Annotated in this window: 21 protein-coding genes and 1 pseudogene; 14 read left to right on the top strand and 8 right to left on the bottom strand. The window is 36.4% G+C overall.

Going from position 1 to position 26,091, the window contains the following annotated elements; genetic code table 11:
* Nucleotides 1-112 precede the first annotated feature (112 nt).
* The 4 genes from yihA to rpmH all read right to left on the bottom strand — a co-directional run bounded on the left by yihA (nt 113) and on the right by rpmH (nt 3,270).
* Nucleotides 113-757, bottom strand: a complete 645-nt coding sequence (gene yihA / locus K3248_RS00730) for a ribosome biogenesis GTP-binding protein YihA/YsxC (protein WP_220716466.1) — start codon at nt 755-757, stop codon at nt 113-115.
* On the bottom strand, nt 754-2,631 hold the full coding sequence (gene yidC, locus K3248_RS00725; protein ID WP_220716465.1) for a membrane protein insertase YidC: 1,878 nt from the start codon (nt 2,629-2,631) through the stop codon (nt 754-756). Before yidC ends, yihA begins: the two co-directional genes overlap by 4 nt.
* Before the next feature lie 2 nt (nt 2,632-2,633).
* Nucleotides 2,634-3,014, bottom strand: a complete 381-nt coding sequence (rnpA, locus tag K3248_RS00720) for a ribonuclease P protein component (protein ID WP_220716464.1) — start codon at nt 3,012-3,014, stop codon at nt 2,634-2,636.
* Between the two features lie 121 nt (nt 3,015-3,135).
* Nucleotides 3,136-3,270: a 50S ribosomal protein L34 gene (gene rpmH / locus K3248_RS00715; RefSeq protein ID WP_011181069.1), complete on the bottom strand. Its 135-nt coding sequence runs from the start codon at nt 3,268-3,270 to the stop codon at nt 3,136-3,138.
* A 557-nt stretch (nt 3,271-3,827) separates the two neighbouring features.
* On the opposite strand from rpmH, the gene K3248_RS00710 reads away from it, so the two are divergent.
* The 5 genes from K3248_RS00710 to K3248_RS00690 all read left to right on the top strand — a co-directional run bounded on the left by K3248_RS00710 (nt 3,828) and on the right by K3248_RS00690 (nt 8,100).
* Complete coding sequence (locus tag K3248_RS00710) at nt 3,828-4,922, top strand: Mrp/NBP35 family ATP-binding protein (RefSeq protein ID WP_220716463.1); 1,095 nt, start codon at nt 3,828-3,830, stop codon at nt 4,920-4,922.
* 691 nt (nt 4,923-5,613) lie between these two features.
* A complete protein-coding gene (gene rsmI / locus K3248_RS00705) occupies nt 5,614-6,501 on the top strand; it encodes a 16S rRNA (cytidine(1402)-2'-O)-methyltransferase (protein ID WP_220716462.1) in 888 nt (295 codons plus the stop codon).
* A 4-nt stretch (nt 6,502-6,505) separates the two neighbouring features.
* Nucleotides 6,506-6,886, top strand: a complete 381-nt coding sequence (locus K3248_RS00700) for a YraN family protein (RefSeq protein ID WP_220716461.1) — start codon at nt 6,506-6,508, stop codon at nt 6,884-6,886.
* A gap of 104 nt (nt 6,887-6,990) precedes the next feature.
* Nucleotides 6,991-7,236, top strand: coding sequence for a hypothetical protein (locus K3248_RS00695; protein ID WP_220716460.1), 246 nt, complete (start codon nt 6,991-6,993; stop codon nt 7,234-7,236).
* A gap of 63 nt (nt 7,237-7,299) precedes the next feature.
* Nucleotides 7,300-8,100: a pyrroline-5-carboxylate reductase gene (locus K3248_RS00690; protein WP_220716459.1), complete on the top strand. Its 801-nt coding sequence runs from the start codon at nt 7,300-7,302 to the stop codon at nt 8,098-8,100.
* Between the two features lie 600 nt (nt 8,101-8,700).
* Here the strand turns inward: K3248_RS00690 and K3248_RS00685 are convergent.
* From K3248_RS00685 to K3248_RS00675, 3 genes are read right to left on the bottom strand one after another with little or no spacing between them, the layout of a single operon-like run.
* On the bottom strand, nt 8,701-10,362 hold the full coding sequence (locus tag K3248_RS00685) for an electron transfer flavoprotein-ubiquinone oxidoreductase (protein ID WP_220716458.1): 1,662 nt from the start codon (nt 10,360-10,362) through the stop codon (nt 8,701-8,703).
* A 3-nt stretch (nt 10,363-10,365) separates the two neighbouring features.
* On the bottom strand, nt 10,366-11,286 hold the full coding sequence (locus K3248_RS00680; RefSeq protein WP_220716457.1) for an electron transfer flavoprotein subunit alpha/FixB family protein: 921 nt from the start codon (nt 11,284-11,286) through the stop codon (nt 10,366-10,368).
* A 51-nt stretch (nt 11,287-11,337) separates the two neighbouring features.
* The gene (locus tag K3248_RS00675) at nt 11,338-12,084 is read right to left on the bottom strand and encodes an electron transfer flavoprotein subunit beta/FixA family protein (protein ID WP_220716456.1); all 747 of its coding nucleotides are present in this window, start codon (nt 12,082-12,084) and stop codon (nt 11,338-11,340) included.
* A gap of 489 nt (nt 12,085-12,573) precedes the next feature.
* Between K3248_RS00675 and K3248_RS00670 the strand changes: the two genes are divergently transcribed.
* The 3 genes from K3248_RS00670 (at nt 12,574) to K3248_RS00660 (ending at nt 15,271) form a co-directional block, all read left to right on the top strand.
* On the top strand, nt 12,574-13,374 hold the full coding sequence (locus K3248_RS00670) for a hypothetical protein (protein ID WP_220716455.1): 801 nt from the start codon (nt 12,574-12,576) through the stop codon (nt 13,372-13,374).
* A 164-nt stretch (nt 13,375-13,538) separates the two neighbouring features.
* Nucleotides 13,539-14,459 (top strand): sulfite exporter TauE/SafE family protein, encoded by a 921-nt coding sequence (locus tag K3248_RS00665; protein WP_220716454.1) that lies wholly within the window; start codon nt 13,539-13,541, stop codon nt 14,457-14,459.
* 2 nt (nt 14,460-14,461) lie between these two features.
* The gene (locus K3248_RS00660; protein WP_220716453.1) at nt 14,462-15,271 is read left to right on the top strand and encodes a TIGR02186 family protein; all 810 of its coding nucleotides are present in this window, start codon (nt 14,462-14,464) and stop codon (nt 15,269-15,271) included.
* Nucleotides 15,272-15,285: 14 nt separating this feature from the next.
* Here K3248_RS00660 and K3248_RS00655 read toward each other — a convergent pair whose 3' ends face one another.
* The gene (locus tag K3248_RS00655) at nt 15,286-15,567 is read right to left on the bottom strand and encodes a DUF6460 domain-containing protein (RefSeq protein WP_220716452.1); all 282 of its coding nucleotides are present in this window, start codon (nt 15,565-15,567) and stop codon (nt 15,286-15,288) included.
* Nucleotides 15,568-16,582: 1,015 nt separating this feature from the next.
* Between K3248_RS00655 and K3248_RS00650 the strand changes: the two are divergent.
* The 6 genes and pseudogenes from K3248_RS00650 to K3248_RS00625 all read left to right on the top strand — a co-directional run.
* Nucleotides 16,583-16,921: pseudogene (locus tag K3248_RS00650) on the top strand (ABC transporter substrate-binding protein); the annotation flags it as partial.
* 590 nt (nt 16,922-17,511) lie between these two features.
* Complete coding sequence (locus K3248_RS00645) at nt 17,512-19,143, top strand: ABC transporter substrate-binding protein (RefSeq protein WP_220716451.1); 1,632 nt, start codon at nt 17,512-17,514, stop codon at nt 19,141-19,143.
* Nucleotides 19,144-19,384: 241 nt separating this feature from the next.
* Nucleotides 19,385-20,815 (top strand): exodeoxyribonuclease VII large subunit, encoded by a 1,431-nt coding sequence (gene xseA, locus K3248_RS00640; protein ID WP_220716450.1) that lies wholly within the window; start codon nt 19,385-19,387, stop codon nt 20,813-20,815.
* The gene (locus K3248_RS00635) at nt 20,793-21,419 is read left to right on the top strand and encodes a DNA-3-methyladenine glycosylase I (protein WP_220716449.1); all 627 of its coding nucleotides are present in this window, start codon (nt 20,793-20,795) and stop codon (nt 21,417-21,419) included. Before xseA ends, K3248_RS00635 begins: the two co-directional genes overlap by 23 nt.
* A 1,023-nt stretch (nt 21,420-22,442) precedes the next feature.
* Entirely contained in the window at nt 22,443-24,068 is a 1,626-nt protein-coding gene (locus tag K3248_RS00630; protein WP_220716448.1) for an ABC transporter substrate-binding protein, read from the top strand.
* Nucleotides 24,069-24,385: 317 nt separating this feature from the next.
* Entirely contained in the window at nt 24,386-26,002 is a 1,617-nt protein-coding gene (locus K3248_RS00625; RefSeq protein ID WP_220716447.1) for an ABC transporter substrate-binding protein, read from the top strand.
* Nucleotides 26,003-26,091 lie beyond the last annotated feature (89 nt).

The raw sequence follows: 26,091 nt of genomic DNA, 5'->3' as shown, positions 1-26,091 counted from the left end.
ATTCTTTTGAACAATAGAAATTTTTATAAAGATGCTTTATGGGAAGTACAAGATTATTAGTAGCTGTTAGCGATTATATTTAACAAACTTTTAAGAACAAGAAGATGCCTGATTATATGATTGCTTGTAAAATAGCGGAACGTAATTCTTCTAAACCAAAGTTTTTTTCTGAAGAGGTTACTAGAAGTTCAGGATAAGCGGCAGGATGTTTAAGAAGTTTCGTTTTTGTGGTTATTATTAATTTTTCAAGTGCATTGAATTTAACTTTATCACTTTTCGTGAAAACAATCTGATAAGAGACAGCTGCTTTATCAAGGAGAGCAAAAATCTCAACATCATTTTTTTTTATTCCATGACGTGAATCAATCAAAACATAAACACGTTTGAGTGTTGTACGCCCCCGTAAATAGCTAAAAATGAGATGTGTCCAAGCATCAACCAAATTCTTAGGAGCTTCAGCAAAACCATAACCTGGCATATCTACGAGCGCTATAGGGGGAAGGTCTTCTGGTTGTCCACTGAAACCATCAGGTACAAAGTAATTAAGTTCTTGGGTTCTTCCTGGGGTATTTGAGGTACGCGCCAAATTTTTTTGTTGTACGAGCGCATTAATCAAGGATGATTTACCAACATTGGAACGTCCTGCAAATGCAATTTCTGGTGGTCCTTCACAGGGAAGAAAACCTATTGAGGGAACACCACGAATAAAAATCCAATTGCGAGAAAAAATTCCAGAAAGGGAAGAACTTTGTGTCATTCATGTACTTCTTTTTTGCTCACCTTTTCCACTTTGGTGGTCTGTTCCACATGTTTTGGTGCTTTTTTCCACATGGCTTTAAGATTATCGAAAAGCTCGATTTTGGCTCCTTGACGTTTCATTATAATAGCCTGCTGAACTATTGATAATATATTATTCCATGCCCAATAAATGACAAGACCAACAGGGAAGGAAGCTAACATAAAGGTAAAGATGACGGGCATCCACGTGAAAATCATGGCTTGTGTTTGGTCTTGGGGGGCTGGGTTCATACGCATTTGTAAAAACATTGTTATTCCCATAATTAAAGGCCATGCTCCAAGCATAAGAAAGGCTGGAACAGTGTAAGGTAAAAGACCAAATAGATTGAAGAGAGAAGTTGGATCAGGTGCTGCTAAATCCTGAATCCAGCCAAAGAAAGGTGCATGTCGCATTTCGATGGTGATATAAAGAACTTTATAAAGCGCAAAGAAGATAGGAAATTGAACTAGCATGGGCCAACATCCCGCAAGAGGATTAATCTTTTCAGTCTTATACAACTCTATGAGTGCTTGTTGTTGTTTGTCTTTGTCATCTGCATATTTTTCTTTTATTTCCAGCAACAGCGGCTGTAAAAGCTTCATGCGTGCCATAGACTTATAAGATTTATTTGCCAACGGAAAGAGAAGCGTTTTCAAGAGAACTGTGACAAGAAGAATGGCTATACCAAAATTACCTGTTTGTTTATAAAGTAAATCAATGAGAGAAAACATTGGTTTGGTAATAAAATCAAACCAACCCCAATCAATTAAAAGAGCAAATTTTTTAATTTGCAGAGCATTTTGATAATGATTAATAATTTCAACCTGTTTTGCACCAGCAAAAAGATGATTTGTAACAGTTTTTGTTTCATGGGGCGCAATCGTTAAAAGCGCGCCCAATAAGTCTGATTGATAATGCGTCTTTAGACGATCAAAATAAATAAAGCGGCTTGTATATTCTTTATCTTGTGGAGGAATAATTGCCACAGCCCAATATTTATCAGTAATACCGATCCACCCACCTGTCACTTTAGAGAAAGTCATACTTTTTTGCCCAGTATTGGGATTAGGGTCGAGTTCAGCTAAGGCTTTATATTTTTCAGTTTTGAGTGAATCTCCTGCAATTCCTATCATACCTTCATGAAGCAAATAGGTTGCATTGGTATGTTCGGGGGGAGCAGCACGTGCAACGCGCGCATAAGGGGAGAGATGGATTGCTTTATCACTCTCATTGCTGATCGAATCTTGAATCGTGAACATGTAGTGATCATCAATCGAAAGGGTGCGACGGAAAATTTGTCCTTGCCCATTATTATAAATTAAAGTAACAGGTGTTGAAGGGGTGAGGATTTTGTTATTTCCTTCTATCTGCCATTGTGTATCAGATTGCGGTAATGCTTTCTTTGATAAGGATGTGCTGGTAAAACCAAATTCAGCAAGATAAGTCGTTGTGAACCCTTTAGGATTGAGCAAAGCGATTTCTGGTGACTCTTTATCTACTGTTAGACGATATTTTTTGAGTAGAAGATCATCAAATTGGGCCCCAACAAGATTAATAGAACCTTCAAGTTCGTTAGTTTTGATTACAATGCGGTTTGTTTTTTCTAATTGCGCCTTGCGGATTTCAGGAGTCATTGGATGATCAATCATAGTGTCTGAATCGAGGGTTGATGTATCATCAGAAAAATGCGTTATAGGCGCAGAAGAAGCAGACTGTTGTTTTGAAAATTGCTGCGCGATTGCTTGTTTTTGCTGTAACTCTGCCTGTTTAGGTGCAACGTAAAAGAAATGCCATGCCATTAATACACAAAAAGATAATGCAATGGCGATAAAGAAATTACGGTTATATTCCATTCTTAATTATCCTGTTGCTGTCGTGCGTGTTTTACTTTTGGTTTTATTCGCCGACTTAATTCACTGATCAAAGATGTAAAAGGCGCATGAAGCGCATCAGGATGTGCTACAATGACATAATCTGTTCCTGCTTCCATATCATTTGTTAGACCGACCCTCACTGCCTCACGTAGACGCCTTTTTATACGATTACGTTTAACTGCATTTCCGTTTTTACGTGTAACAGTAAAGCCAACACGTGCAACAAGAGGGGATTTCATTTCTGCTGGTTGTTCACGAGGTTTAACTTCAAGTAAAAATAAGGGACCACGTCGTTTTTCTCCTGTACGTACAGCCAAAAAATCTGCTCTCTTGCGAATGCGGCAGGGATGTTTTTTCTTCATAAAGAGCGTTTCGCAATTTTACTCAATGTCTGCAAAAGCAGGCACGAAAGTTCACAATAAAAATTTCACAAACAAAAAAGAAATGGTCTAAAGTACATAATTGTTTTGAAATTTTAAATGGTTAAGCAGATAACCGCTTACGTCCACGCGCACGTCTTGCAGCAATAACTTTGCGGCCACTTGCTGTTGCCATGCGCGCACGAAAGCCATGGCGGCGTTTACGGACAAGTTTAGAGGGTTGGTAAGTACGTTTCATTTTCTTTAAATACCGCGGAGTGCGGCCCTTCTTAAGTTTTACCGGCTATTTTATGCTAGATGAATAACTTTATCCCATCAGATAACTGTTTATGCATAGGGAAAAACATAAAAAAAGTCAATCTTAGATTCTTTTTCTCTTTTTTGAAAAATACAAAAAATTTTATGATGGACGTTTATTTTGTTTGTAATACTGTTTGATATTTAAAAATAAATGTTCAAGCTATGAAAGAAAAATGGTTGGAAATTATATAGTACACTACGGCAAAATGGCAAAGTCTATTTTAGAAAAGAGGAAGAGATTGCTCAGTTTTAATTTTTAAAGATGCTGATAAAAATATTCATAAAATGATTATAGGATAAAGCTATTTTATAGAATACAGCATCAAATTTTATGGTTAGAATTTTTTCTGTAAGACAGAGTTTCGTGTTTTTTTAAATATATAATATAAGATATATTGATTTATCATTAGTGGGCGACTTCAGGTCGTTAAGTTGGGGTGTTTTTCGTCCTTATTGCTGCTCTATTTGTTAATATTTGTATAGAGAGGAAAGAGCGTGGATTCTGTCACAAGTGAGGTTATCCTTAATGCGTTACATAAAATAAAAGGACCAGATCTTGAAAAGGATATTGTATCGCTGGGGCTTCTTTCAGAAATATTGATTGCACACGGAAAAGTTTTTTTTTCCATTACAGTTCCTGATGGGCGTGTACAAGAATGGGAATCTTTGCGTCGTGCTGCTGAAGAAGTGGTGTGTGCGATAGATGGGGTTGAATCTGCTGTTGTTACACTTACAGCAGAAAAAAAGTGGAAGCTATCTTCTCAGATGCGTAGAGATGTCTCTGATGTTGCACCAAAACGCAAAGTAAATCAATTGCCTGTGAAAATGCCCATAGAAGGGGTGCGGCATGTCATTGCGGTTGCTTCTGGAAAAGGCGGTGTTGGTAAATCCACAATGGCTATGAATATCGCTTTAGCTTTACAAGCTGCAGGTTTTAAAACAGGGGTGATGGATGCAGATATTTATGGTCCATCTTTGCCGCGTTTGACAGGGCTTGTTAATCAAAAACCACAGTTGATTGGTGAAAAAAAACTTCAACCTTTGGAAAAATTTGGTCTTAAATTGATGTCAATGGGTTTTTTGGTTGAGGAAGAAAAACCAGTGGTATGGCGTGGTCCTATGGTCATGGCCGCTGTGACACAATTGCTCAGAGAGGTTTTATGGGGACCTCTCGATGTTTTGGTGGTTGATATGCCCCCAGGTACAGGGGATGCGCAATTAACACTTGCGCAACAAGTGCAGCTGACGGGAGCACTGATCGTTTCTACTCCTCAGGACCTTGCGTTGGTGGATGCACGTAAAGCAATTGAAATGTTTATGAAAGTTCATGTTCCTATTTTAGGGCTTATTGAAAATATGAGCTATTTTATTGCTCCTGATACGGGGAAACGCTATGATATTTTCGGCTATGGTGGTGCTCGTGCAGAAGCAAAAAGGCGCGGTGTTCCTTTTTTGGCAGAAATACCGCTCGATGCTGCTGTACGCTCTTCTTCAGATGAGGGAATCCCTCTCTTTGTGTCTCAATCTGATGGGGAAAACGCTAAGCTGTATTGTGCAATTGTTGATAAAATAAAAAATGCATTCTTGTAAATTTGGATCTTATAAAGATTGTCGTACAATATTTTAGATATAAAATAATCAGAGCTATTTGCTCCCAAGGGGAGAGCCCAAGGGGAGAGATTGAGATTATTCGTTTGTTATTGGCACAATGAAAGTGATTTTTAAAAGATGCATGCAAGCACAAAGAAATATTGTTCAACGTTAATTATATCATTGTAAAACAGATAATGAAGAAGGTAAAGCGAAGCCTTTAATCTTTAATCCTGTTGGCTTCGGTCATCATGTAAATTGCTGCTGATATTGTTAAAGGAAACTTATATTTACTTGAACTAAAGTGTTTTCAACAGTAGATAATACTGTTCTGAAAGGTGCAGCTTATAAATTTTTTAATGGTTTTTTAAAGACATATGAGCACAAAATGTAAGGATAAATAAAATAATTGTCTTGGGTCTTAGAAAAGAAAAGCTTTATGAAAAATTATTGAGGCAACATTCTCTACGTGAAATTTTTTTATGGAAAGTGATAAGGAGATAAAACAACTTATAATGCTTGACAATATGTTGATTGTTTGGAGATAAGTGATCTTATTGTGGTTAAATCTATGATTTAAGCAAGGTCTGTTTTTGAGAAAAAATCGAGTGGCAAGAAGAATTTTGCTAATAATAATGAGAAATATGGCTTAATCTTGTAGAGAAAATATCTTGGATAAAGAAAGAAGTGTATGCAGGAGAAAGCATATTTTATAGGGGCTCATGCTTATTGTGCACCTGTTATAGAACCAGCGCTTTATTTAGTAGCAACGCCTATCGGAAATCTTGCTGATATCACGCTGCGTGCTTTGCAAGTGCTTGCAGGAGTGGATATTTTAGCATGTGAGGATACGCGGGTAACGCGTATTTTGTTGGAACGCTATGGTATTGAGAAAAAACCTCTTCTTTATCATGAATATAATGCTCAAAGAGCAGGGCCAAGATTATTAGAAGCTTTGGCAGAAAAAAAAACTGTAGCACTTGTATCAGATGCAGGGACACCACTTATTTCTGATCCTGGATTTCGATTGGTAGAACAGGCACGTGAAGCGGGGCATAAAATTATTCCTCTTCCTGGTGCATCAGCTCTTCTTGCGGCTCTTGTAACGACAGGATTGCCCACGGATAGTTTTTTCTTTGCAGGTTTTTTGAGTGCACGCAAATCCCAGCGCCAAAAGAGATTGGAACAATTAAAGGCTATCCCTGCGACTTTAATTTTTTATGAATCACCACATCGTCTTGTGGAAACTTTACAAGATATGGTTTCTCTTTTTTCTGCTGAGCGATCTGCGGCAATTTGCCGTGAATTAACAAAAAAATTTGAAACGGTGGATGTTTCTCATTTAGGGGATTTATTCGAAAAATACAAAAAGCAAACACGTATTCGTGGAGAAATTGTTATACTTGTTGGTGAAGAGCGTTCTGCTTTGAATGTCATGAGTGATCAGGAGGTTGATAAAATATTATTAGAATTTGCACAGACGCATTCTACCGCTAAGGCTGCTGCTCTGGTTGCAAAAAAAACTGGGTTAAAAAAGCAGGCGCTTTTTCAACGATTAATTTTTCTAAAAGATACATAAAGTAATGCCTAAGACACGACAAAAAAAACACAGACAAAAGTCTTTTTATAGAGGTATTCGTGCAGAAAAATGGGCGGCTTGGTGGTTACGTTTCAAAGGGTTTCACATTTTAGAGGTTCGCTTTAAAACAAAGTGTGGTGAAATTGATATCATTGCACGACGTGGAAATCTTGTTTTAATTGTTGAGGTTAAAGCACGTTCAACATTGGCTGAAGCAATGTCTGCTGTTTCTCGGGTGAATGAGAGACGTATTGAAGCAGCGGCTGATATTTGGTTGGCACGACAAAAAGATCACACTCTTTTATCTGTACGCTTTGATTTTATTGCAATTTTACCATGGCGTTTTCCGCATCATGTTCCTGCATTTTTTACCTCTGATCAATAAGAGGACTGTATCATTTTAACTATGATTGATAGAAAGCATTTCGTTTTTACAAGCATATGGGTTAGAAAACTATACAGCAGCTTAAGTCTAATGAGGAGCAGAATATGGATGATTACGAAAAATTTGCAACTGGTTTATTGATTGTTTTTGGAGCACTCATTATCGGTGGTCTCATGGCCATGCATATTGTACTTATGAATAAACCTGGTTTTTTATTTGCGTTAGCTGCCGCTATTGTTGGTTGGTTTTCTGCTTTTGCGGTGCTCTTTGATAAGCCTAAAATTTATTTGGGGCTGATTATTCTGGCCATGTTGTGTGTTGCTTCCTCAATTAGTCTTTATATGCGTTAAAATGGTAAAGCGTTGGTGGAGCTTGAGCGTTACTTTAAAAAAGATGAGAGATAAGGAATAAAAATGAAAATTGGCTTTTTAGGAACAGGGAAAATCAGTGCTTCTATGGTGGAAGGCTTAATAAGAAGCGCTTTTGACGTTCCTTCCATTATCGTTTCACCACGCAATGCACAAATAGCTGCGCAACTTGCAAGCCGTTATGACAAGGTTGTGATTGCTGACAATAACCAAGCATTGTTAGATAGCAGTGATTGTGTTTTTCTTTGTTTGCCTAATCAAATTGCAGAAGGTGTCTTGCGTTCTCTTCGTTTTCGTTCAGAACAGCTTGTTATTTCTGTGCTTGCCATGGCAAAGGCAGCAGAAATTGAAGAATGGATTCATCATAAGGTGCATCGTGCTGTTCCGCTTCCTTTTGTTGCAGAATGTAAACATTTAACGCCCATTTATCCAGATCATCCTTTTTTACGTTCTTTCTTTGATGCGTTAGGTGGGACATGGGTATTGGATGCTGAAGAGCAGTTTAATCTTTTTATGACGGCTGGTTCACTTATGGGGGTTTATTTTAATTTTATAGAAACGGCACATCAGTGGTTTGTAACACAAGGATTAAATAAACAGCAAGCAGCGAATTTTCTTGCTAAGATGTTTGGGAATCTTACCGACGAAATGCGTAATATGGTAGTGGGTGATTGCTCCCAATCGCTTGATTTTTCTTTGCTTGAGAAAGAGTTTTCAACGAAGGGGGGAACAAATGAATTTTTATCAAACTGTTTTTCTCAGCAAGGGGGAAGACGCGCTTTAATAACAGCTCTTGAGGCAACTTTGCAAAAAATGAATGATTCAAGTACAAGTGAGAAATATTGAATAAAGCTTTTTTTGCTTTTAATCAAAGCAGTCTTCTTATTTGTATAAGACTAATATGGGGATATGTTCATTTATCCTTTTGTGCCATAACACTATTTAAAATGGTATTTTTCAAGTTGTGTGTGAATTTTCAGGGTAAAACTTATCTTTTAGCTATATTTGTCGCTTCTACGTGAAATCTATTAAGAGAATCTGAATTGTTGACAGAGCTAAACTGATAGAAATTTTTGGCTTTTAAGAAGAAAAAGCCAGTTTATATTCATATAGAGTAACAAATTTTTTTCTTTGCATTCTCAGTCTGATAGATCTTGGCGATTTTTCTCTCAAAAGTTATGATAGTTCAGATATTTTCTTTTCAGATCTTTGGTAGATCATAGTCTTTTATATTATGAGAGGATATTCGAGATTTTTTAAATGTGTAAAGTGCATGCGGGAGTGGTAAATTTTGTGTTGCAATGGTGCAATGAGAAATTTCATGTGATGAAAGAATGCTTAGTTTAGATGATAGGATGGGATTGTGTTCTAAAAGCAATTTTTTTCATTGACGATCTTGCTATGCGTTAGCAGATTAGAAGATGGACAATGATTATATATTGGAGATTACATATTGGGATAAATAGGGCCTTCATTGCCTTGTGGACATGTCCAGGTAATATTTTGGTTAGGGTCTTTAATGTCGCATGTTTTGCAATGTATGCAGTTTGAGGCATTGATTACATAAGTTTTTTGGTTATCATGGTCTAGCCACTCGTAGACAGCAGCAGGGCAATAGCGTGTAGAAGGTCCTGCATAGATTGCATATTCAGAGTCTTTTTGCGTTTCTTGTGAAGCTATTTTTAAATGACAAGGTTGATTTTCTTCATGGTGCGTATGAGATAGTGCAATACTGGAAAGACGATCAAAGGTGACGATACCATCCGGTTTTGGATAAATAATAGGTTGAAATTTTTCTGCTGGTTCAAGGCAGGCATAGTCTGCTTTTCCATGGGAAAGGGTTCTAAATAAAGAAAATCCAAACAACTGTTGCCACCACATATCAAAACCAGCAAGTTTTATTCCGTATTTTGTGCCGTATTTTGCCCAGAGAGGTTTAACATTGCGTGCTTTATAAAGATCTTTTCCAATGGGGCCTTTTCGCCAACTTTCTTCGATTTCTTTAACTTCATCGTGGGTTCGTCCTTGAGAAAGAGCTGTTGCAATTTTATCTGCAGCTAATATGCCAGATAAAATGGCATTGTGTGATCCCTTAATTCGTGGAACATTGACAAAGCCAGCAGAACAACCAATGAGTGCTCCACCGGGAAAAGTGAGTTTTGGTACAGATTGCCATCCTCCTTCGCTGATGACGCGCGCGCCATAGGAGAGACGTTTTGCGCCTTTAAAGATTTCATAGAGTTTGGGATGTGTTTTAAAACGTTGAAATTCTTCAAAGGGGGAGAGATAAGGGTTTTTATAATCTAGGTGTACAACAAAACCAACAGAAATGAGATTATTTTCTTGATGATAAAGAAATCCTCCACCGCCGGTAGAGTTGTCTAAAGGCCAGCCAGAAAAATGTTGTACTAAACCAGGCTTATGTTTTTTGGGGTCAATTTCCCAAAGCTCTTTGAGACCAAGACCAAATTTTTGTGGTTCACGGTTTTTGCTGAGGTTAAACTTTTGAATGAGTTGTTTTGCAATAGAGCCTCTTGCTCCTTCTGCAATCAGAATGTATTTTGCTAATAAGGCCATACCAGGTATATAATTTTTTCCAGGTGTTCCATCTTTTTCAAGCCCTACATCACCTGTAAGAACACCAATAATAGCACCTTTCTCATTCTGGATAGTCTCTGATATGGCAAATCCAGGATAGATTTCAACGCCGAGTGCTTCGGCTTTTTTGCTTAGCCAGCGGCAGACATCGCCAAGAGAAACAACGTAACAGCCGTCATTTGATAAGATTTTGGGGCGAAAAATATTGGGAAATATTGTTGCATGTTTTGGCTTTAGCAAAAAAAATTGATCATGGGTTACAGGTGTTTTGAAAGGGTGATCCTCTTCCTTTCTCCATTCTGGTAAGAGTGTATCGATACCAATGGGATCAATGACTGCACCAGAGAGAATATGGGCCCCAACTTCTGTCCCTTTTTCAACGATCATTACAGAAAGTTCAGGGTTAATTTGTTTTAAACGAATTGCGGCGGAAAGTCCTGCTGGTCCCGCCCCCACAATGACAATATCAAACTCCATGCTTTCGCGTTGATCATGCAAAGATGCATTCATGGTTTATAAAGCTTTCTCCAATTCAGGAATAATTTGATGAAGATCACCTACAAGGGCATAATCAGCAATTTTCATAATGGGGGCTTCTTCATCTTTATTAATAGCAACAATAATTTGTGCATCCATTATTCCTGCTAAATGTTGGATTGCACCAGAAATACCAACAGCGATATAGAGTGCTGGTGCAACAATTTTTCCTGTTTGCCCAATTTGCCAATCATTGGGAGCATATCCGGCGTCAACGGCTGCACGGCTGGCACCTAAAGCAGCTTCTAATTTGTTTGCAAGAGGTAAAAGAAGATCCATAAATTTTTCTTGTGAGCCAAGACCACGCCCACCTGAGACAATAACACGTGCTGAGTTAATATCAGGCCGATTATTTTTATTGATTTCTGCTTTCACAAAAGAGGAAAGATTTGGATTAGGAGCAGGTGTTATTGTTTGAATGGGAGCGCAATGATTATGAAAGGAAGTAGGTGTGAAAGAAGCCGTGCGAATTGTTATTACTTTTTTAAGATCATTGGCGCGGACAGTTTCAAGAGCATTTCCTGCATAAATGGGGCGTTTGAAGGTATCAGGTGCAAGAACAGCGACGACGTCTGAAATTTGCATAAGATCAAGGAGAGCAGCTACACGTGGCATCACATTTTTTCCAGTGCTGTTGGATACTGCCATGATCACATCATAATTATTGGCATATTTTATGATTGTATCTGCGAGAGGTTCAGCTAATTGATGTGCTAAATAGTCAGCTTCAGCAACAAGAACTTGTCGTATACCAGTTAGTTTGGCATTGTTTACAGCAATATTTTGGACCTTTTCTCCACAAACTAAAAGGTCGATATCGTCGCTGATTGCGCGCGCAGCGGTGAGAGCTTTTGCGGTTTCTTCTGTATTATGTTCTGCCAATAAAAGAATTGCCATAAGTTTTTGCCTTTTTATGCGGTGTTTTTTTAATTCACGGATTATTGAAGATTAAATGCAATTTGTTTGTTTTAGTGCACTGACAAGCTCTGTGACATTGGCAACTTTGACTCCAGCTTGACGAGGCTTTGGTTCTTCAACGCTTAAAACTGTTAAGCGTGATTGTGTTTCTAAACCAAGCTCAGCAAGCACTTTTTGTTCGATTGTTTTCTTTTTTGCTTTCATGATATTGGGGAGAGAAGTATACCGCGGCTCGTTTAATCGTAGATCTGTGGTAAGTACTATGGGAAGAGGAAGACAAAGAGTTTGGGTACCATTATCCACTTCGCGAATAACTGTTGCGTGTCCATTGTTTATGTCAAGGTGTGAGGCAAAAGTTGCCTGCCCCCATCCTAAGAGAGCAGCTAACATCTGCCCAGTTTGATTGCTATCATCATCAATGGCTTGTTTGCCTAAAAAGACCATATCAGGTTTTTCTTCATGAACAATGGCTTTAAGAATCTTAGCAATTGCTAAAGGTTCGAGTGTTTCTTGCGTTTTGACAAGGAGTGCGCGATCAGCGCCCATAGCAAGCCCTGTTCGTAAAGTTTCTTGTGCGGCATCTGGTCCAATAGAAACGAGCATAACTTCTGAAACTTTACCGGATTCTTTTTGGCGGATTGCTTCTTCCACAGCGATTTCATCAAAAGGATTCATAGACATTTTAACGTGGGATAAATCAACGCCTGTACCATCGGGTTTGACGCGTATCTTAATGTTATAATCAACAACACGTTTGACAGCGACAATTATCTTCATGATGATCCTCTTTGTTTATGTGCTCACAAGTTTATCGTAATAATTGTAAGAAACCAAATTATTTAGAATGTAAACCTATTTATCATTGCTTTTCTCATTATATAAGTTTTCTTAATGTTTATCTGTTCCATTTTTTTGTCATTTTAATCTATAATTTTTCGTTTTTGGATGCTTTTATTATTGTATTATTTGCTTGAATAAAAAGTAAAAAATAGTGTCTTTTACGAGAATATTCTTTTTTGCTTTGAGAGATTTCATTTATAGAGAACATGCTAGGATAAAAGTAAAAAGAATGAAGAGTGTTTTTCTATTTGCATTCTAAAGAAAAACTTAAAGATGTCTCTTCTAAATCTTTTTGATAAAAAAATTTAGAATTTTTTAAAGCTCTATTTACTAAAATGGAGCACACTTCATTATTTATTTGCGTGATTCTTTGCAGAAGACAAATGAAAAAGTGGTGTTTGTTAATATTATGAGGGGTAGGCATTTGTGAATACGAAGCATCATATGCAACATGATAAAGCATCTTCCTTTGTTATTGCGCAAAAGGCAAGGGAGGAAACCCCTGCTGAAGTCACAATGTCTGATATTGCCCAAAAATTACGCTCTGTTTACGCAAAAATGCAGATGAAACATAAACCGCATCATTTTACACCGCTAAGTTCTGCAGAAGAGCGTTTTAAATCTTATTTGGATGATATTAGTCGGGCAATTTTGGCAGAGCATTATATGCGTCGTCAAAAAGAAAAAAAACTTTTTGAATCCTTAGAGCAGATTAAAATGCTTCTTCAAGCTTTGCATGGTGAAAAAAAAAATGTGCAAACAGATGTAACACGGCAAATATCTCGTTCGCAGTTGCCCCATTCTGTTGTGCAGTATCTCGCTCAGATGGCGAGTGAGGAAAATCAGCAATGCACTTCACTGAAAGAAAGAGCACATTTTGCAGAACAAAAGAATGTAACAATATCTCAAACAAACTCTGTCAATATGTCACAACATGGCAATAAGGATTCCTTGGCAAAAGGTACTACAGCACCTTTTGTAAAAGAAAACCAGAAGATTCCAGAAGATTTTGCAAAAAAAGAAAGATATTCTGATGCTCAAACCTCTACTCTTTATCTTGCGGATAAGATGTCTGTTTCTTCTTTTTTTAAGAAAAAAATGAGAAAAACTTTCTTTTTTTTACGTTATTCTGTTAAAAAATTGCTTTCTTGTTTTTTAACCATTGCATTTATGGCAGCGATAACGTTATGTTTTTATAGCTTTTTAAGAGGAGCGCGTTTTTTATAACATTTATAATGTAAGCTAAGAAACATAAGGATATATGTATACAGTTCGTAATTTTATAAAGATCTGTATGGTATTTCAAATTGTTTTAAAAACGTAATAAAGATTATTGGAGAAGCGTTCTCCAATTGCTTTAAAGCCCTCACATTATCTTGAAGGTTCTGTCAGTGAGTATTTATTTGCCAATTGCTGAAATGTCGCTCAACATGCTGGTTTTGATTGGTATGGGAATTGTTGCTGGCTTTTTTTCAGGTCTTTTTGGTATTGGTGGTGGTTTTCTTATTACACCCTTATTGATTTTTTATAATATTCCTCCTGCTATTGCCGTGGGAACAGGGGCTAATCAGATGATTGCATCCTCTGTGACAGGGGCAATTATGCATTTTAGAAGACGAACTCTTGATATTAAACTTGGTATTTTTTTGGTTTTTGGAGGAGGGATAGGCTCTTTAATCGGGATTCAGATTTTTTCTGTTTTGAAAAAATGGGGACAGTTAGATTTAATGATTTCGCTTCTTTATGTTATTCTTCTTGGAAGTATAGGAAGCTTGATGATTATTGAAAGTTGGTGCGATATGATGCGTCGGCGTAAAGCACAAAAAGTAAATGTGCGTCTTGCTGGTCGGCATAATTGGATTCATCGCTTGCCATTTAAAATGCGTTTTCGTACATCAATGATCTATGTTAGTATTATTCCAGTTTTAGGGATTGGTCTTATTGTTGGGTTATTATCTTCCATCATGGGAATTGGTGGGGGATTCTTCATGATACCAGCATTGATTTATCTTTTGCGTGTCCCAACCAGTGTGGTAATTGGAACGTCACTTTTTCAGATTACATTTGTATCTTCTTTTACAACAGTTTTACAAAGTATAAGTAATCAGTCTGTTGATATTGTTTTAGCTTTTTTACTTATGCTTGGAGGAAGTATTGGTGCACAATATGGTACGCGGGCTGGACGAAAATTAAAGGCTGAACAATTGCGTATGGCGCTTGCATTTTTGGTATTGGTTGTGTGTATGCGCCTTGCTTTCCAATTATTTGTACGCCCTGATAATCTTTTTTCTCTAGATATTCTTATGAGATAAAAATGGGTAAATTATTTTCTTTATGCATTTGTGCAAGCTGCTTTTATTTGTTTCCTTTTTCTACCTGGGCATATATTGGCAAAAAAACATCGCTTATTGATCAAGCCTATCATGAAACTATTCAAATTATCGTCACAACAAATACAATTACGGTTGATACACATTTCGATGGTCGTGATCTTTATATTGCGGGTGTTTTGGAAAATGTTGATCCGTTATATTCTCGACAAAATCGTTATGATGTTGTTGTGAGCTTAGAAGGACAAACGCGCTCGATGGTTATGCGTGAAAAGAAGCGTAATGCTGGCGTTTGGATTAATACAGATTCTCTTGTTTTTAATAATGTTCCTCTTTTTTATTCTATGGTTACAACACGTGAGATTGATGAAATTTCCAGTGCTGAAGATTATAAACGCTTAGGTCTAGGGTTATCCTATTTGCCATTACAAACCGATGAACACGATCAAACCAAAATACAAAGTTTTCGTGATGAACTCATAAAATTACAAAAAGCAAGAAAACTTTATCATGAAGAGGTGGGGGGCGTTCGTTTTGGTTCTGGTACACTTTTTACAGCACATTTTAGATTGCCGGCAAATATTCCTGTTGGACATTATAAGGTACGTGCTTATCTTTTTCGTGATGGGCAGTCTATTGACAGTGCGACTACAACTCTTGAAATCGTGAAAGCACATATTGCTTATACAATTTTCTTTAGTGCTCATCAACATAGCTTCTTATATGGAATAATCGCAGTGCTTGTTGCGGTTAGTACAGGTTTTTTATGTCGTTTGATTTTTCGAAAAGATTAGTACCTCTTAAGCATTTATCTTTTACGAAAAATGCGTGATAGAAGAAAAATAGGTATAACAATGATAGCTCCCATAACGGTCATATGAAAGAGATTTGTAAAAGTTATAAATCCTGTCTTCCATAGAGATTTTAAAAATTCGCTCATTGTGTGTATAAGATTTTGAGGTGTCCATCCAATAAGGCGCATTATGATGCCAGTAAGAAGTGAAAAACCGAGCAATTTTATCATAACATGCTTTAATGTTCCTCCAAGAAATGCGTGAAAAGAATTGGATAATTTTTTTCTTTGTTTCATTTGATACACTTTTAAATATATTAATTTCCATTGTATAATAAAATGTATTTATCATCTCATTAAGAGAAAATACTTTTTCTTAATTCTCTTTTTAATCTTATCGGATGAATGTAATATCTATATTGGCATTTAAACTTTTCATGTTTTATTGGCATTTTTTGTAATACTTTCATAGTATTTTTTTCATTAACTTATAAAATAGTTTATGCTTTTTGAACTTTTAAAGTATATATGTATACGATATTATTGTTTTGCATGCATTAAGCGTTTTTAAACACTGTAAATCTCTTAAAAACGTTAATATGTTGTGTATAGGATAAGATCTTGAAATATTTATTTAAAAAGTGATACTATGCATTCTTATAAAATTTTTAATATATGGATATGGAAATGTAGAGCTTCAAGATTGATGAATTGAAAATAGATCAATTCTTATTCTTAATTAAGAGGAGAAGAGGTAGTAGAATTTTGTGTTTTAAAAAGAGTAGAGGCATTTGCAGAAAATTTGGTTATATGCGGATCTCTGGGAAAATATGAGGTTGTTGTGATATCCATATTTTACACCACATTAAAATATAATAAGAGGGGGGGATAGAGCTGTTATATGGCATGCGTTATGGAAGAATATAAAGTTTCTCTTGAAGAAGACAGGAACGTGGTTATTGTCAGCAAACTGACGATTTTCTAGGAGCATCAAAATCAAGTTGTCATTGAATCTCTTGAATGAGCAAGGAATCTCTTTAAATAGTGGGGTATTTGGGTGATAGGTCTAAAAGAGGGTAGAGGAAGTTTCAGGAAATAAGCTTTTTTGATAAAATAACGGTTATTTTTTGTCTAAATTTGCATCAGATTATAAACGTTGTAATATTTCAATGAGTGCAATCGCTCGTGATACCGTATATTGTCTATGGGGTTATTTTTCTTTGAACTTTTTGTTTTGATCTTTCTATCTGCTAGGGACGACAAGGGATTAAAAAGTGATTATTGATCTTGCGAAGTTTCATGTTTTGCCTCTTTTATGGGATGGAATAACGATTCTGCAGATCCCTATACAATGGCTTCACGCCTTGTGTACAATCCTGATAATCGGTTTGAGGCTAAAAATACAGGCTTTCCAAGTTGGTGCCATGGGTATTTCGATGAAGAGATGAATCAAAAAGTTAGAGATGCATTGTTTGAAAAAGATCCAGAGAAACGAGCAAAAATCTATGCTGATTTGCAGCGTGAATTTATGCAAAAGGGACCTTACGCTTTTATCTATCAGACATATAATATTATCGCTATGATACCTGATGTTAAAAAATGGGTCTGGAATAGTGCTCCACGTTATTTTTACAGTGAAATAGAAAAATAAATGTGCCTTAAAACTTTGTGAAATGTTGAAGTTTATTAATAATAACGAAGTGTTATATTATCTATAAAATGTAATTCTAAGGCATCTTTTTACGAAAAGAAGTGATTTATCTTGATAAAAGTATAATATATAGGTATTAGAATTAAATGTTTCAATTTTTGTAAATTAAAAAATATTATTATTTTACCAAATAAAATGCGTTTACTAAAAATAGTTGCAATAATTGGAATAAGGTTGAGTGTTTTTAAAAGAGTGGGGTGTTTGGGTAAAACTTCTAAAAAAGCGTAAGAAGAAGTTTAAAAGAGTAAAGTTTTTAATGAAGCAAAGATTATTTTTTGCCTTAATTTGTACTAGGCTATCGGTATTGTAATATTATGAATAGATCCTCTTAACTTATGATGTCATACAGTCTCTATAAGGTTGTTTTCTTGCCGATTTTATAAAAAAAACAATATCTTATAGGTTATCTTCCGTTCTTAAAGGCTCTAATTTGTTGGCTCTAGAAAGCATTCTTTCTAAGCTTAATTTTATTATTTTAAACGTTATTGTTGCATGAAAATTTTATACGATAAGTTTTAAAGGAAAAGGATATGAACTTCAAAAAAGAGATATTGAAAAGCAGCAGTTTTTTTGTTTCTGCTTTTATTGCTTTGGGAATACTTGTGCAACAAGTTTCAGCAAAAACACCCGCTAATACACTTGTGATGGCTTTGGATCTCGGTACAATCGATACATTTGATCCTGCACAAATCAATGACCGTTATGGAAATGAAATTATTGTTAATATTTGTGATAGCTTGATCGATTCTGCTACAGATGATCCGACTAAAATAGTTCCTTCTTTGGCAAAGAGTTGGGATGTTTCAAATGACAATCAGGGTACGGTGCTTACTTTTCATTTGCGTGATGGTTTGAAGTTTAACGATGGTCGTCCTGCTGGTGCGCATGATCTTGTTTGGGGTATAAAGCGCGTTGTCAAATTGAAGTTGTCTGCAGCGGCAATATATAATGAGTATGGAATTACAGAACAAAATGTTGATTCTACGCTTTTAGCACCGGATGAGAAAACGGTGGTGATGAAATTTGATAGGCCTTATCCAGCAGACATTATTTTAGGCCATATTCTTACTGGTCGCACTACTGCTTTGCTTGATCGTGAGACAATTATGAAACACGAAAAAGATGGTGATATGGGAAACCGTTATTTGGCCAGTCATGCTGCTTGCGTTGGTCCTTATCAGTTAAAGAGCTGGCGTCCTGGAGAAGCGATTTTATTGCGTGCAAGTGCTAATTACTGGGGAAAGGCACCGAAATTAAAACAGATTTTAATTCGTCATATTGCTGAACCTGGAACACAACGCTTATTATTGCAAAAACACGATATTGATGTGGCACGTAATTTAATGCCAGAGGATATTGCTGATCTTCAAGCGACAACAGATATTAAGATTGAGAAAAAGCTTACGCCATCGGTGATCATGTGGGGATTCAACGTAACAAACCCAATTTTTGCCAATGAAAAAGTGCGTTTGGCAATGCATTATCTTATTGATTATGAAACGCTTGGAAAAACACTTCTTAAAGATGTTGGCATTCCACGTGCAAGCTTTATTCCTCTTGGTAATCTTGGGGCTTTGGATGAAAAAGAAGGTCAGCCTTTTAAACTTGATCTAAAAAAAGCCAAACAGCTTTTAACAGAAGCAGGTTATCCAGATGGTTTTGAGGCTAATATTTATGCAGGAGCTTCCCCTTATCCTTTTGCTTTGCCTATTGCTCAATCTATTCAAGATAATGCAAAAAAAATAGGCGTACACTTTAAAATTGAAAAATTTGTAGGTACACAATTGTTTTCAAAACTTTATGCACGTAGCTTTGATACAATTTTTATGGGATGGAATAACGATTCTGCAGATCCCTATACAATGGCTTCACGCCTTGTGTACAATCCTGATAATCGGTCTGAGGCTAAAAATACAGGCTTTCCAAGTTGGTGCCATGGGTATTTCGATGAAGAGATGAATCAAAAAGTTAGAGATGCATTGTTTGAAAAAGATCCAGAGAAACGGGCAAAAATCTATGCTGATTTGCAGCGTGAATTTATGCAGAAGGGACCTTACGCTTTTATCTATCAGACATATAATATTATCGCTATGACACCCGATGTTAAAAAATGGGTTTGGAATAGTGCTCCACGTTATTTTTACAGTGAAATAGAAAAATAGGCATGTCTTCAATATTGAAAAATATAAAAAACGTGATCATGGTCTCTTCGACGTTTTGTATATGGTTTAAAAACTTTATAGTAAGTTGAAGGGTATTGATAAAGAAACGATGCGTTGTGTATAGAATGTCTTAAAAAGACATTCTATACATTTTTTTTAAGAGAAGAGCTCTTATCTTTTGATAAAGAGATGGTTGTATAAATGTTCCAATTATAAGTTTTAACTTTTGTGAATTGAAAAAATGTCCAGTTTATTTTTTGAAAAAGCAGAAGCAACGAATGTAGCTGAATTTAGTGTTTCTGAAATAGCAGGGGCTTTAAAGCGTATCGTTGAAGAAAAGTTCGGTTATGTACGGGTGCGTGGAGAAATATCCGGTTATCGTGGTACGCATGCTTCAGGCCATGCTTATTTTGCGTTAAAAGATGAGAAGGCACGCTTGGAAGCTGTTATTTGGCGTAGTGTGATGGAAAAGCTAAAATTTCCTCCTGAAGAAGGGATGGAAGTGGTTGCTGTTGGAAAGCTTACAACCTATCCAGGATCATCAAAATATCAAATTGTTATTGAGAAGCTTGAGCCAACGGGCATTGGTGCTTTGATGACACTTCTAGAAAATCGTAAGAAGAAGTTTTTTGAAGAAGGTTTATTTGATGACGCAAAGAAAAAGCCTTTACCTTATCTGCCTTGCATTATTGGGGTTGTGACATCACCAACAGGTGCTGTTATTCGTGATATTATTCATCGTATATCGGATCGTTTTCCGTTACATATTTTGGTTTGGCCTGTCCGTGTTCAAGGAGAAACCTGTGGACGTGAAGTGGCTGCTGCTGTTGAAGGTTTTAATGCGTTGCCTCTAGGTGGCATTATTCCAAAACCTGATCTGATTATTGTTGCACGAGGAGGAGGAAGTTTAGAAGATTTGTGGGGCTTTAATGATGAAGCAGTTGTTCGTGCTGTTTATGCATCTGCTCTTCCAGTTATTTCTGCTGTTGGACATGAAACAGATTGGACTTTGATTGATTATGTTGCTGATTGGCGAGCTCCTACTCCTACGGGAGCAGCAGAAAAGGCTGTTCCTGTCAAGATAGATCTTGAAATATATGTCTCATTGCTTGGTGGACGTTTGCGCATGGGGTTGGTGCGTTATTTTGGTTTTCATCAACAAAAATTGCGTGCTATTATACGCGGACTTCCTACGGCTGACCAACTTTTTGCTCTTCCACGGCGTGGTTTTGATGAAGTTTCAAGTCGATTACAGCGGGCTCTTTGTGTAAGCTATGATAAAAAGCGTTTTTATTTTCATACACTTTCTCTTCGTCTTGCACCACGGTTGTTAAATACAGAAAAAGCACAACGCAATACAAAAGAGTATAGTGCACGTTTTTATCGTGCTTTTGTGTACAATGTAGAAAAACAGCGCACTCAGATGGAGATCGCATTTCGGCTTTTAAAAAGCACTTCCTATCAGAATATTTTAGAAAGGGGCTTTGTTTTGGCTTTAGGACAAGATCATAAGCCCATTAAGCGGTTGACACAGATTCCTGAAACAGGGCAAATAAATTTACGTTTTTTTGATGGTGATATCAGTGTTGCAACACAGGAAAATACTTTCACGAAAGCTTCAAAACACAAGCAGATAAAGCAGCCAAACGATGACCAAGGAACTCTTTTTTGATATAGCTCATGGCGCGATTAGCGAAGGGCTTCTTATGGGAAAGGATGGAAAAGTTCGTTGTTCGTGGGCAGGAACTGATCCACTCTATTGTGCTTATCATGATAATGAATGGGGAAAGCCTGTTTTTGAAGATCGCCATTTATTCGAAAAAATTTGTCTTGAAGGTTTTCAAGCAGGGCTTTCTTGGTTTACAATTTTAAAAAAACGCCCTTCTTTTCGAAAGGCATTCGATTCTTTTGATTTTGAAAAGATTGCTCATTATGATGAAGCAAGAGTACAAAGTTTGATGCAGAATAAAAATATTATTCGCCATCAAGGAAAAATTCGCTCAGTTTTGAATAATGCACTAAAAGCGCAAGAAATTATAACAGAGTGGGGAAGTTTAGCCCACTATTTCTGGTCTTTTGAACCACCACACTCAGAACGTTACCAAAAGATAGACTTTCAAACATTACTGGCTAATCCTACCACACCTGCGTCTCTTCGCCTTTCTAAAGATCTCAAAAAACGTGGTTGGACATTTGTTGGTCCTACAATTTGTTATGCTTTTATGCAGGCAGTAGGAATTGTTAATGATCATATCGAAGGATGTTTTTGTCGATAAATTTCAAAAGTTTTTTCTTATTGAAGTGAATCATAAAACAATAGTGAGGGGTTCTCATTGGATTATTTATAGAGTGTTTTTTAAAATGTGCGTACCAGCATACAGAAAATGAAACTCTGAAAAACTGTATTTAAATCATTCAGGCTGCTTGTATTACACTTTATTATCTGTTAGCCTCCATAAGTGGAGAAGTAGTTTTTCTACATGTATGTTTTGTTTTGGGGGGCAAATTCAGATAAGTTTGTATCCATTGGTCGCTTGGGTAAACCTCTCATTTGCTGTTATGAGTGAGATTGAATGTTTTCTTATGTATTTTGGGAAATGCTCAAAGTAGTGAAGATTAAAAGTGGGGAGAAATTATAGTTAATTACATTTTTTAGGGCTGGAAAGTATAGTAAATGCTTTTTTATGAAGGGGATGCTTTTGGGAAAAATGTTGCTGAGAAAAAAAGTCTTCCTCATGGCCATTTTATTTTTGTTGATTCATTTGAGACTGTCCATAAAAAAGGAAAATTTCTTTTTACGTATAATTTTTAGAAGTTTGTACAATAAATACACAATTTTAGCGAAGATATTTGCTTGTGTTTTTTTAGCTAGTTTAAAAAATTGATTATAGGGTGAGGATGTGCCTATCTGAAAACTAAGTATTTAAAGGGGTGCAGTTATTTTAGACAAGGCCCATTATAGTAAAATTATTTTTAAATAATGGGAGAGAGTGCTTATGAAGTATTGTGTGATGGCTTTCTATATGGTTTGCCGTGATGATCGGTTTAAAGATAAGATATTGTTTTAAGATATTGTTTATTGCGGGTGGTAAAGAGGTTTTATAATTTAAATATGGTACTGGTTAGCTGAAAATATGGTGTATAGTTTTTGGTTTTATTCCTACTTAAACGAGGGAACTTTAAAAGTAAGGAACGACAATAGGTGATTAGAGTGTATTGTTTTAGTCTTGGTTACTATAAACTTATCTTATCACTCCAGAATAATTCATCAGTACAATAATGCTTAAAAGGAAAAGTTTATGAATTTAAAAAGAAAAATATTAAAAAGCAGCAGTTCTTTTGTTTCTGCTCTTATTGCACTGGGAATGTTTGCACAACAGGCTTCAGCAAAAACACCTAAGAATACATTGGTGATGGCTTGGAATATTGACGGGATCAGAACATTTGATCCTGCACAAATTAATGATGTTTATGCAAGTGAAATTATTCTTAATGTTTGTGATAATTTGGTTAGTACAGCAATTGATAACCCCGCTAAAATCGTTCCCTCTTTAGCAAAAAGCTGGGATGTTTCAGGTAGTGATCACAGCACGGTGCTTACTTTTCATTTACGTGATGGTTTAAAGTTTAATGATGGTCGTGTTGCTCATGCCAATGATATTATTTGGGGTATGAAGAGGATTATCAAATTGAAGATGGCTAATGCGTCAATCTTTAATGAGTACGGGATTACAGAACAAAATATGGATGCTGCTTTTGACGCTCCTGATGAAAAAACAGTGGTGATAAAATTTGATAAGCCTTATCCTGTAGAGCTTCTTCTTAATAATATTATTGCAAGCCGTGCAACTGCTCTGCTTGATCGTAAGACAATTATGAAACATGAAAAAGATGGTGATATGGGAAACCAGTATTTGAAAAGTCACGCTGCTTGTGTTGGTCCTTATCAGTTAAAGAGTTGGCGTCCTGGAGAAGCTGTTTTGTTGCGTGCAAGTTCTCATTATTGGGGAGAAAAGCCTAAATTAAAGCAGATTTTAATTCGCCATGTTCCAGAGCCTGGAACACAACGTTTATTATTACAAAAACATGATATCGATGTTGCTCGTAATTTGACACCTGAAGATCTTGCAGATCTTAAAGCAACAACAGATGTTAAGGTTGAAACAGTATTAGAGCCAACCATGATGTATTGGGGGTTTAATATGACAAACCCAATTTTTGCCAATGAAAAAGTGCGTTTGGCAATGCGCTATCTCATTGATTATGAAGGTCTTGGGGAAAAATTGCTCAAAGGTATTGGTGTTCCACGTGCAAGCTTTATTCCTCTTGGTAATTTTGGTGCTTTGGATGAAAAAGAAGGGCAACCCTTTAAGCTAGATCTTCAAAAAGCCAAACAGCTTTTAACCGAAGCAGGTTATCCAGATGGATTTAAAGTGGATTTTTTAGTCTCTAATATACCTTATGCTTTGGCAATTGCTCAATCCATCCAAGATAATGCTGAAAAGGTAGGAGTGCATCTTAATATTGAACGTTTGGCAGGGACACAGCTGTTTTCAAAAGTTGATTCACGTAGCTTTGATACGGTCTTTGTAGGATGGAATAACGATTCTGCCGATCCTCATACTATGGCTTCACGTCTTATCTATAATCCTGATAATCGGCCTGAGGCTAGAGAAACAGGCTATCCGAGTTGGAAGCATGGATATTTTGATGAAGAAATGAATAAAAAAGTTGAAGAGGCATTATTTCAAAAAGATCCGAAAAAACGGGCGCAAATATATGCTGATTTACAGCGCGAGCTTATGCAAAAAGGACCTTATGCTTTTGTTTTTCAGAAATATAGTGTTATCGCTATGACGCCTGCTGTCAAAAAATGGGTTTGGAATAGTGCGCCACGTATTTTTTACAGTGCAATTGAAAAATAAGTGCTTATTAAATGCATTCAAATAGAAAAAGAATATGGTCATATAATGTAAATAATAGCATATATCTCCTTATGTAGAATAATTTTCTGCTTCTTTAGGGGGGAGTGGAGGAGGATAATGCGATTAAGGTGTCGTTTATAAGTGGAGGGATGTTTATTGGTATGGAAGTGATATTTTAAAAATTTTTCACTTATGTGCTATAGATGATCTTTATCAACAATGAGAAGTCGAGATATAAGAAATACTTAGAGAGATGAAAGAAATTGAGAAGGCTTTCGTGTGGGAAAGTTACCATAAACTGCAAAAAAGGGGATATAATGCGTAAAATAAGAATGTTGAAAAGCTTTGGTATTTTATTAAGTATAGTTGGTTTTTTAAATGGATCTGTAGTTACAGCATTTAGTGAAACACCTAAAGATACATTGGTAATGGCATGGAATATTGATTCTATAAGCAGTTTTGATCCAGCACAAACCGTTGAGGTTGTAGCAAGTGAGTTGTTGACGAATATTTGCAGTGCATTGGTGCAATATGATAAGTCTGATTCCACCAAAGTGCGTCCTGCTATGGCAAAATCTTGGGATGTCTTAGATGGCGGAAAAAGAATTGTTTTTCATCTTCGTGATGATTTAAAGTTCGATGATGGAAGAGTGGCAACAGCACAAGATCTTGCTTGGTCAATGCGCCGAATTCTTCAATTAGGGTTGGGTTATGCTCAATTTTTGATGGATTATGGCTTTACAAAAAGCAATGCTAAAACACATATTCAAGCTCTTGATGATAGAACTTTGCAATTAAAGTTAGATAAACCTTATCCGATTAATCTTATATTGACAGCTATTGGGCAATCTTATGCTTCTGCCTTGCTTGATCGAAAAACACTTGAAGCAGAGAGCATTAATGGTGATATGGGTAATAAATATTTGGCAACCCATTCAGCTTGTGTTGGTCCTTATAAATTGGTACGCTGGTCTCCAGGAGAACGCGTTATCCTACAGGCAACCCAACATTATTGGGGAGATGCACCTAAAATGAAAACAATTGTGGTGCAGCATGTGGCAGATTCAGCGAGCCAAAGACTTCTTTTGGAAAAAGGTGATGTGGATATAGCGCGTGATCTTTCTTCAGAAGATATTTTGGACATTGAAAAACAGGGGGGGCCTGTTAAAATTGTCCGCGTTTTGCGACCACAGATTATTTATCTTTCATTAAATAACAAGCATACACCTTTTTCTAACGAAAAAGTAAGATTAGCGCTTCGTTATTTAGTTGATTACCAAGGTCTTGGAAAAACCGTTTTAAAGGGTATTGGAGTTCCACGTGCAACTTATATGTCATTGGGTATTCCTGGGGCTCTGGATGAAAAAGAAGGATTGCCATTTAAGTTGGATTTAAAAAAGGCAAAACAATTGATAAGTGAAGCAGGCTATCCTCATGGCTTTAAGGCTGATCTTTTAGTTGGAAGCCTTACTTATATGTCCTCTGTTGCACAGTCTATTCAAGCTAATGCACGCAAAATTGGTATTGAGCTTAACATTGAAAAAATGGCACAGAATCAATTATTAAGCCGTGTGCGTGGTGGGAATTACGATACTGCTATTATGGGGTGGGGAAGTGCAGATCCTGATGGACATCCTGCTTCTTTAAACCATGTTTTTAATCCTGATCCAACTTTTACAGAAAAACATAATATGTATTTGGCTTGGCGTGCTGGATATTATGATAAAAATGTCAATAAAATGGTGATGGATGCTTTGTTTGAGCAAAATCAAAATAAACGTCTTATGATCTATCGTGATCTACAGCATTATATTTTTGAACATGGCCCTATGGTTTATTTATTTCAGACGTATTATACCATTGGTATGGGACCTGCTGTAAAAAAATGGGTTTGGAATAGTTTTAGACTTTACTATTCTGATGCAGAAAAATAAGAAAAATATGCTATAAAGAAAATGCGTGAAAAGCTTGATTGAAAAAGTGCCTGATTATATGAAAAAAGGTGTGAGCTTTATGGTTTATT

Source organism: Bartonella raoultii, assembly GCF_019659805.1.
Classification (GTDB): domain Bacteria; phylum Pseudomonadota; class Alphaproteobacteria; order Rhizobiales; family Rhizobiaceae; genus Bartonella; species Bartonella raoultii.
This window is presented reverse-complemented; position numbering and strand designations above follow the sequence as displayed.

Bases quoted from the DNA above. Each gene is read 5' to 3' on its own strand.
- yidC (WP_220716465.1), bottom strand. From the start codon at position 2,631: ATGGAATATAACCGTAATTTCTTTATCGCCATTGCATTATCTTTTTGT.
- K3248_RS00630 (WP_220716448.1), top strand. From the start codon at position 22,443: ATGAATTTAAAAAGAAAAATATTAAAAAGCAGCAGTTCTTTTGTTTCT.
- xseA (WP_220716450.1), top strand. From the start codon at position 19,385: ATGTCCAGTTTATTTTTTGAAAAAGCAGAAGCAACGAATGTAGCTGAA.
- K3248_RS00635 (WP_220716449.1), top strand. From the start codon at position 20,793: ATGACCAAGGAACTCTTTTTTGATATAGCTCATGGCGCGATTAGCGAA.
- K3248_RS00660 (WP_220716453.1), top strand. From the start codon at position 14,462: ATGGGTAAATTATTTTCTTTATGCATTTGTGCAAGCTGCTTTTATTTG.
- K3248_RS00695 (WP_220716460.1), top strand. From the start codon at position 6,991: ATGGATGATTACGAAAAATTTGCAACTGGTTTATTGATTGTTTTTGGA.
- K3248_RS00655 (WP_220716452.1), bottom strand. From the start codon at position 15,567: ATGAAACAAAGAAAAAAATTATCCAATTCTTTTCACGCATTTCTTGGA.
- K3248_RS00680 (WP_220716457.1), bottom strand. From the start codon at position 11,286: ATGGCAATTCTTTTATTGGCAGAACATAATACAGAAGAAACCGCAAAA.
- K3248_RS00625 (WP_220716447.1), top strand. From the start codon at position 24,386: ATGCGTAAAATAAGAATGTTGAAAAGCTTTGGTATTTTATTAAGTATA.
- K3248_RS00675 (WP_220716456.1), bottom strand. From the start codon at position 12,084: ATGAAGATAATTGTCGCTGTCAAACGTGTTGTTGATTATAACATTAAG.
- yihA (WP_220716466.1), bottom strand. From the start codon at position 757: ATGACACAAAGTTCTTCCCTTTCTGGAATTTTTTCTCGCAATTGGATT.
- K3248_RS00645 (WP_220716451.1), top strand. From the start codon at position 17,512: ATGAACTTCAAAAAAGAGATATTGAAAAGCAGCAGTTTTTTTGTTTCT.
- rpmH (WP_011181069.1), bottom strand. From the start codon at position 3,270: ATGAAACGTACTTACCAACCCTCTAAACTTGTCCGTAAACGCCGCCAT.
- K3248_RS00700 (WP_220716461.1), top strand. From the start codon at position 6,506: ATGCCTAAGACACGACAAAAAAAACACAGACAAAAGTCTTTTTATAGA.
- rsmI (WP_220716462.1), top strand. From the start codon at position 5,614: ATGCAGGAGAAAGCATATTTTATAGGGGCTCATGCTTATTGTGCACCT.
- rnpA (WP_220716464.1), bottom strand. From the start codon at position 3,014: ATGAAGAAAAAACATCCCTGCCGCATTCGCAAGAGAGCAGATTTTTTG.
- K3248_RS00685 (WP_220716458.1), bottom strand. From the start codon at position 10,362: ATGAATGCATCTTTGCATGATCAACGCGAAAGCATGGAGTTTGATATT.
- K3248_RS00690 (WP_220716459.1), top strand. From the start codon at position 7,300: ATGAAAATTGGCTTTTTAGGAACAGGGAAAATCAGTGCTTCTATGGTG.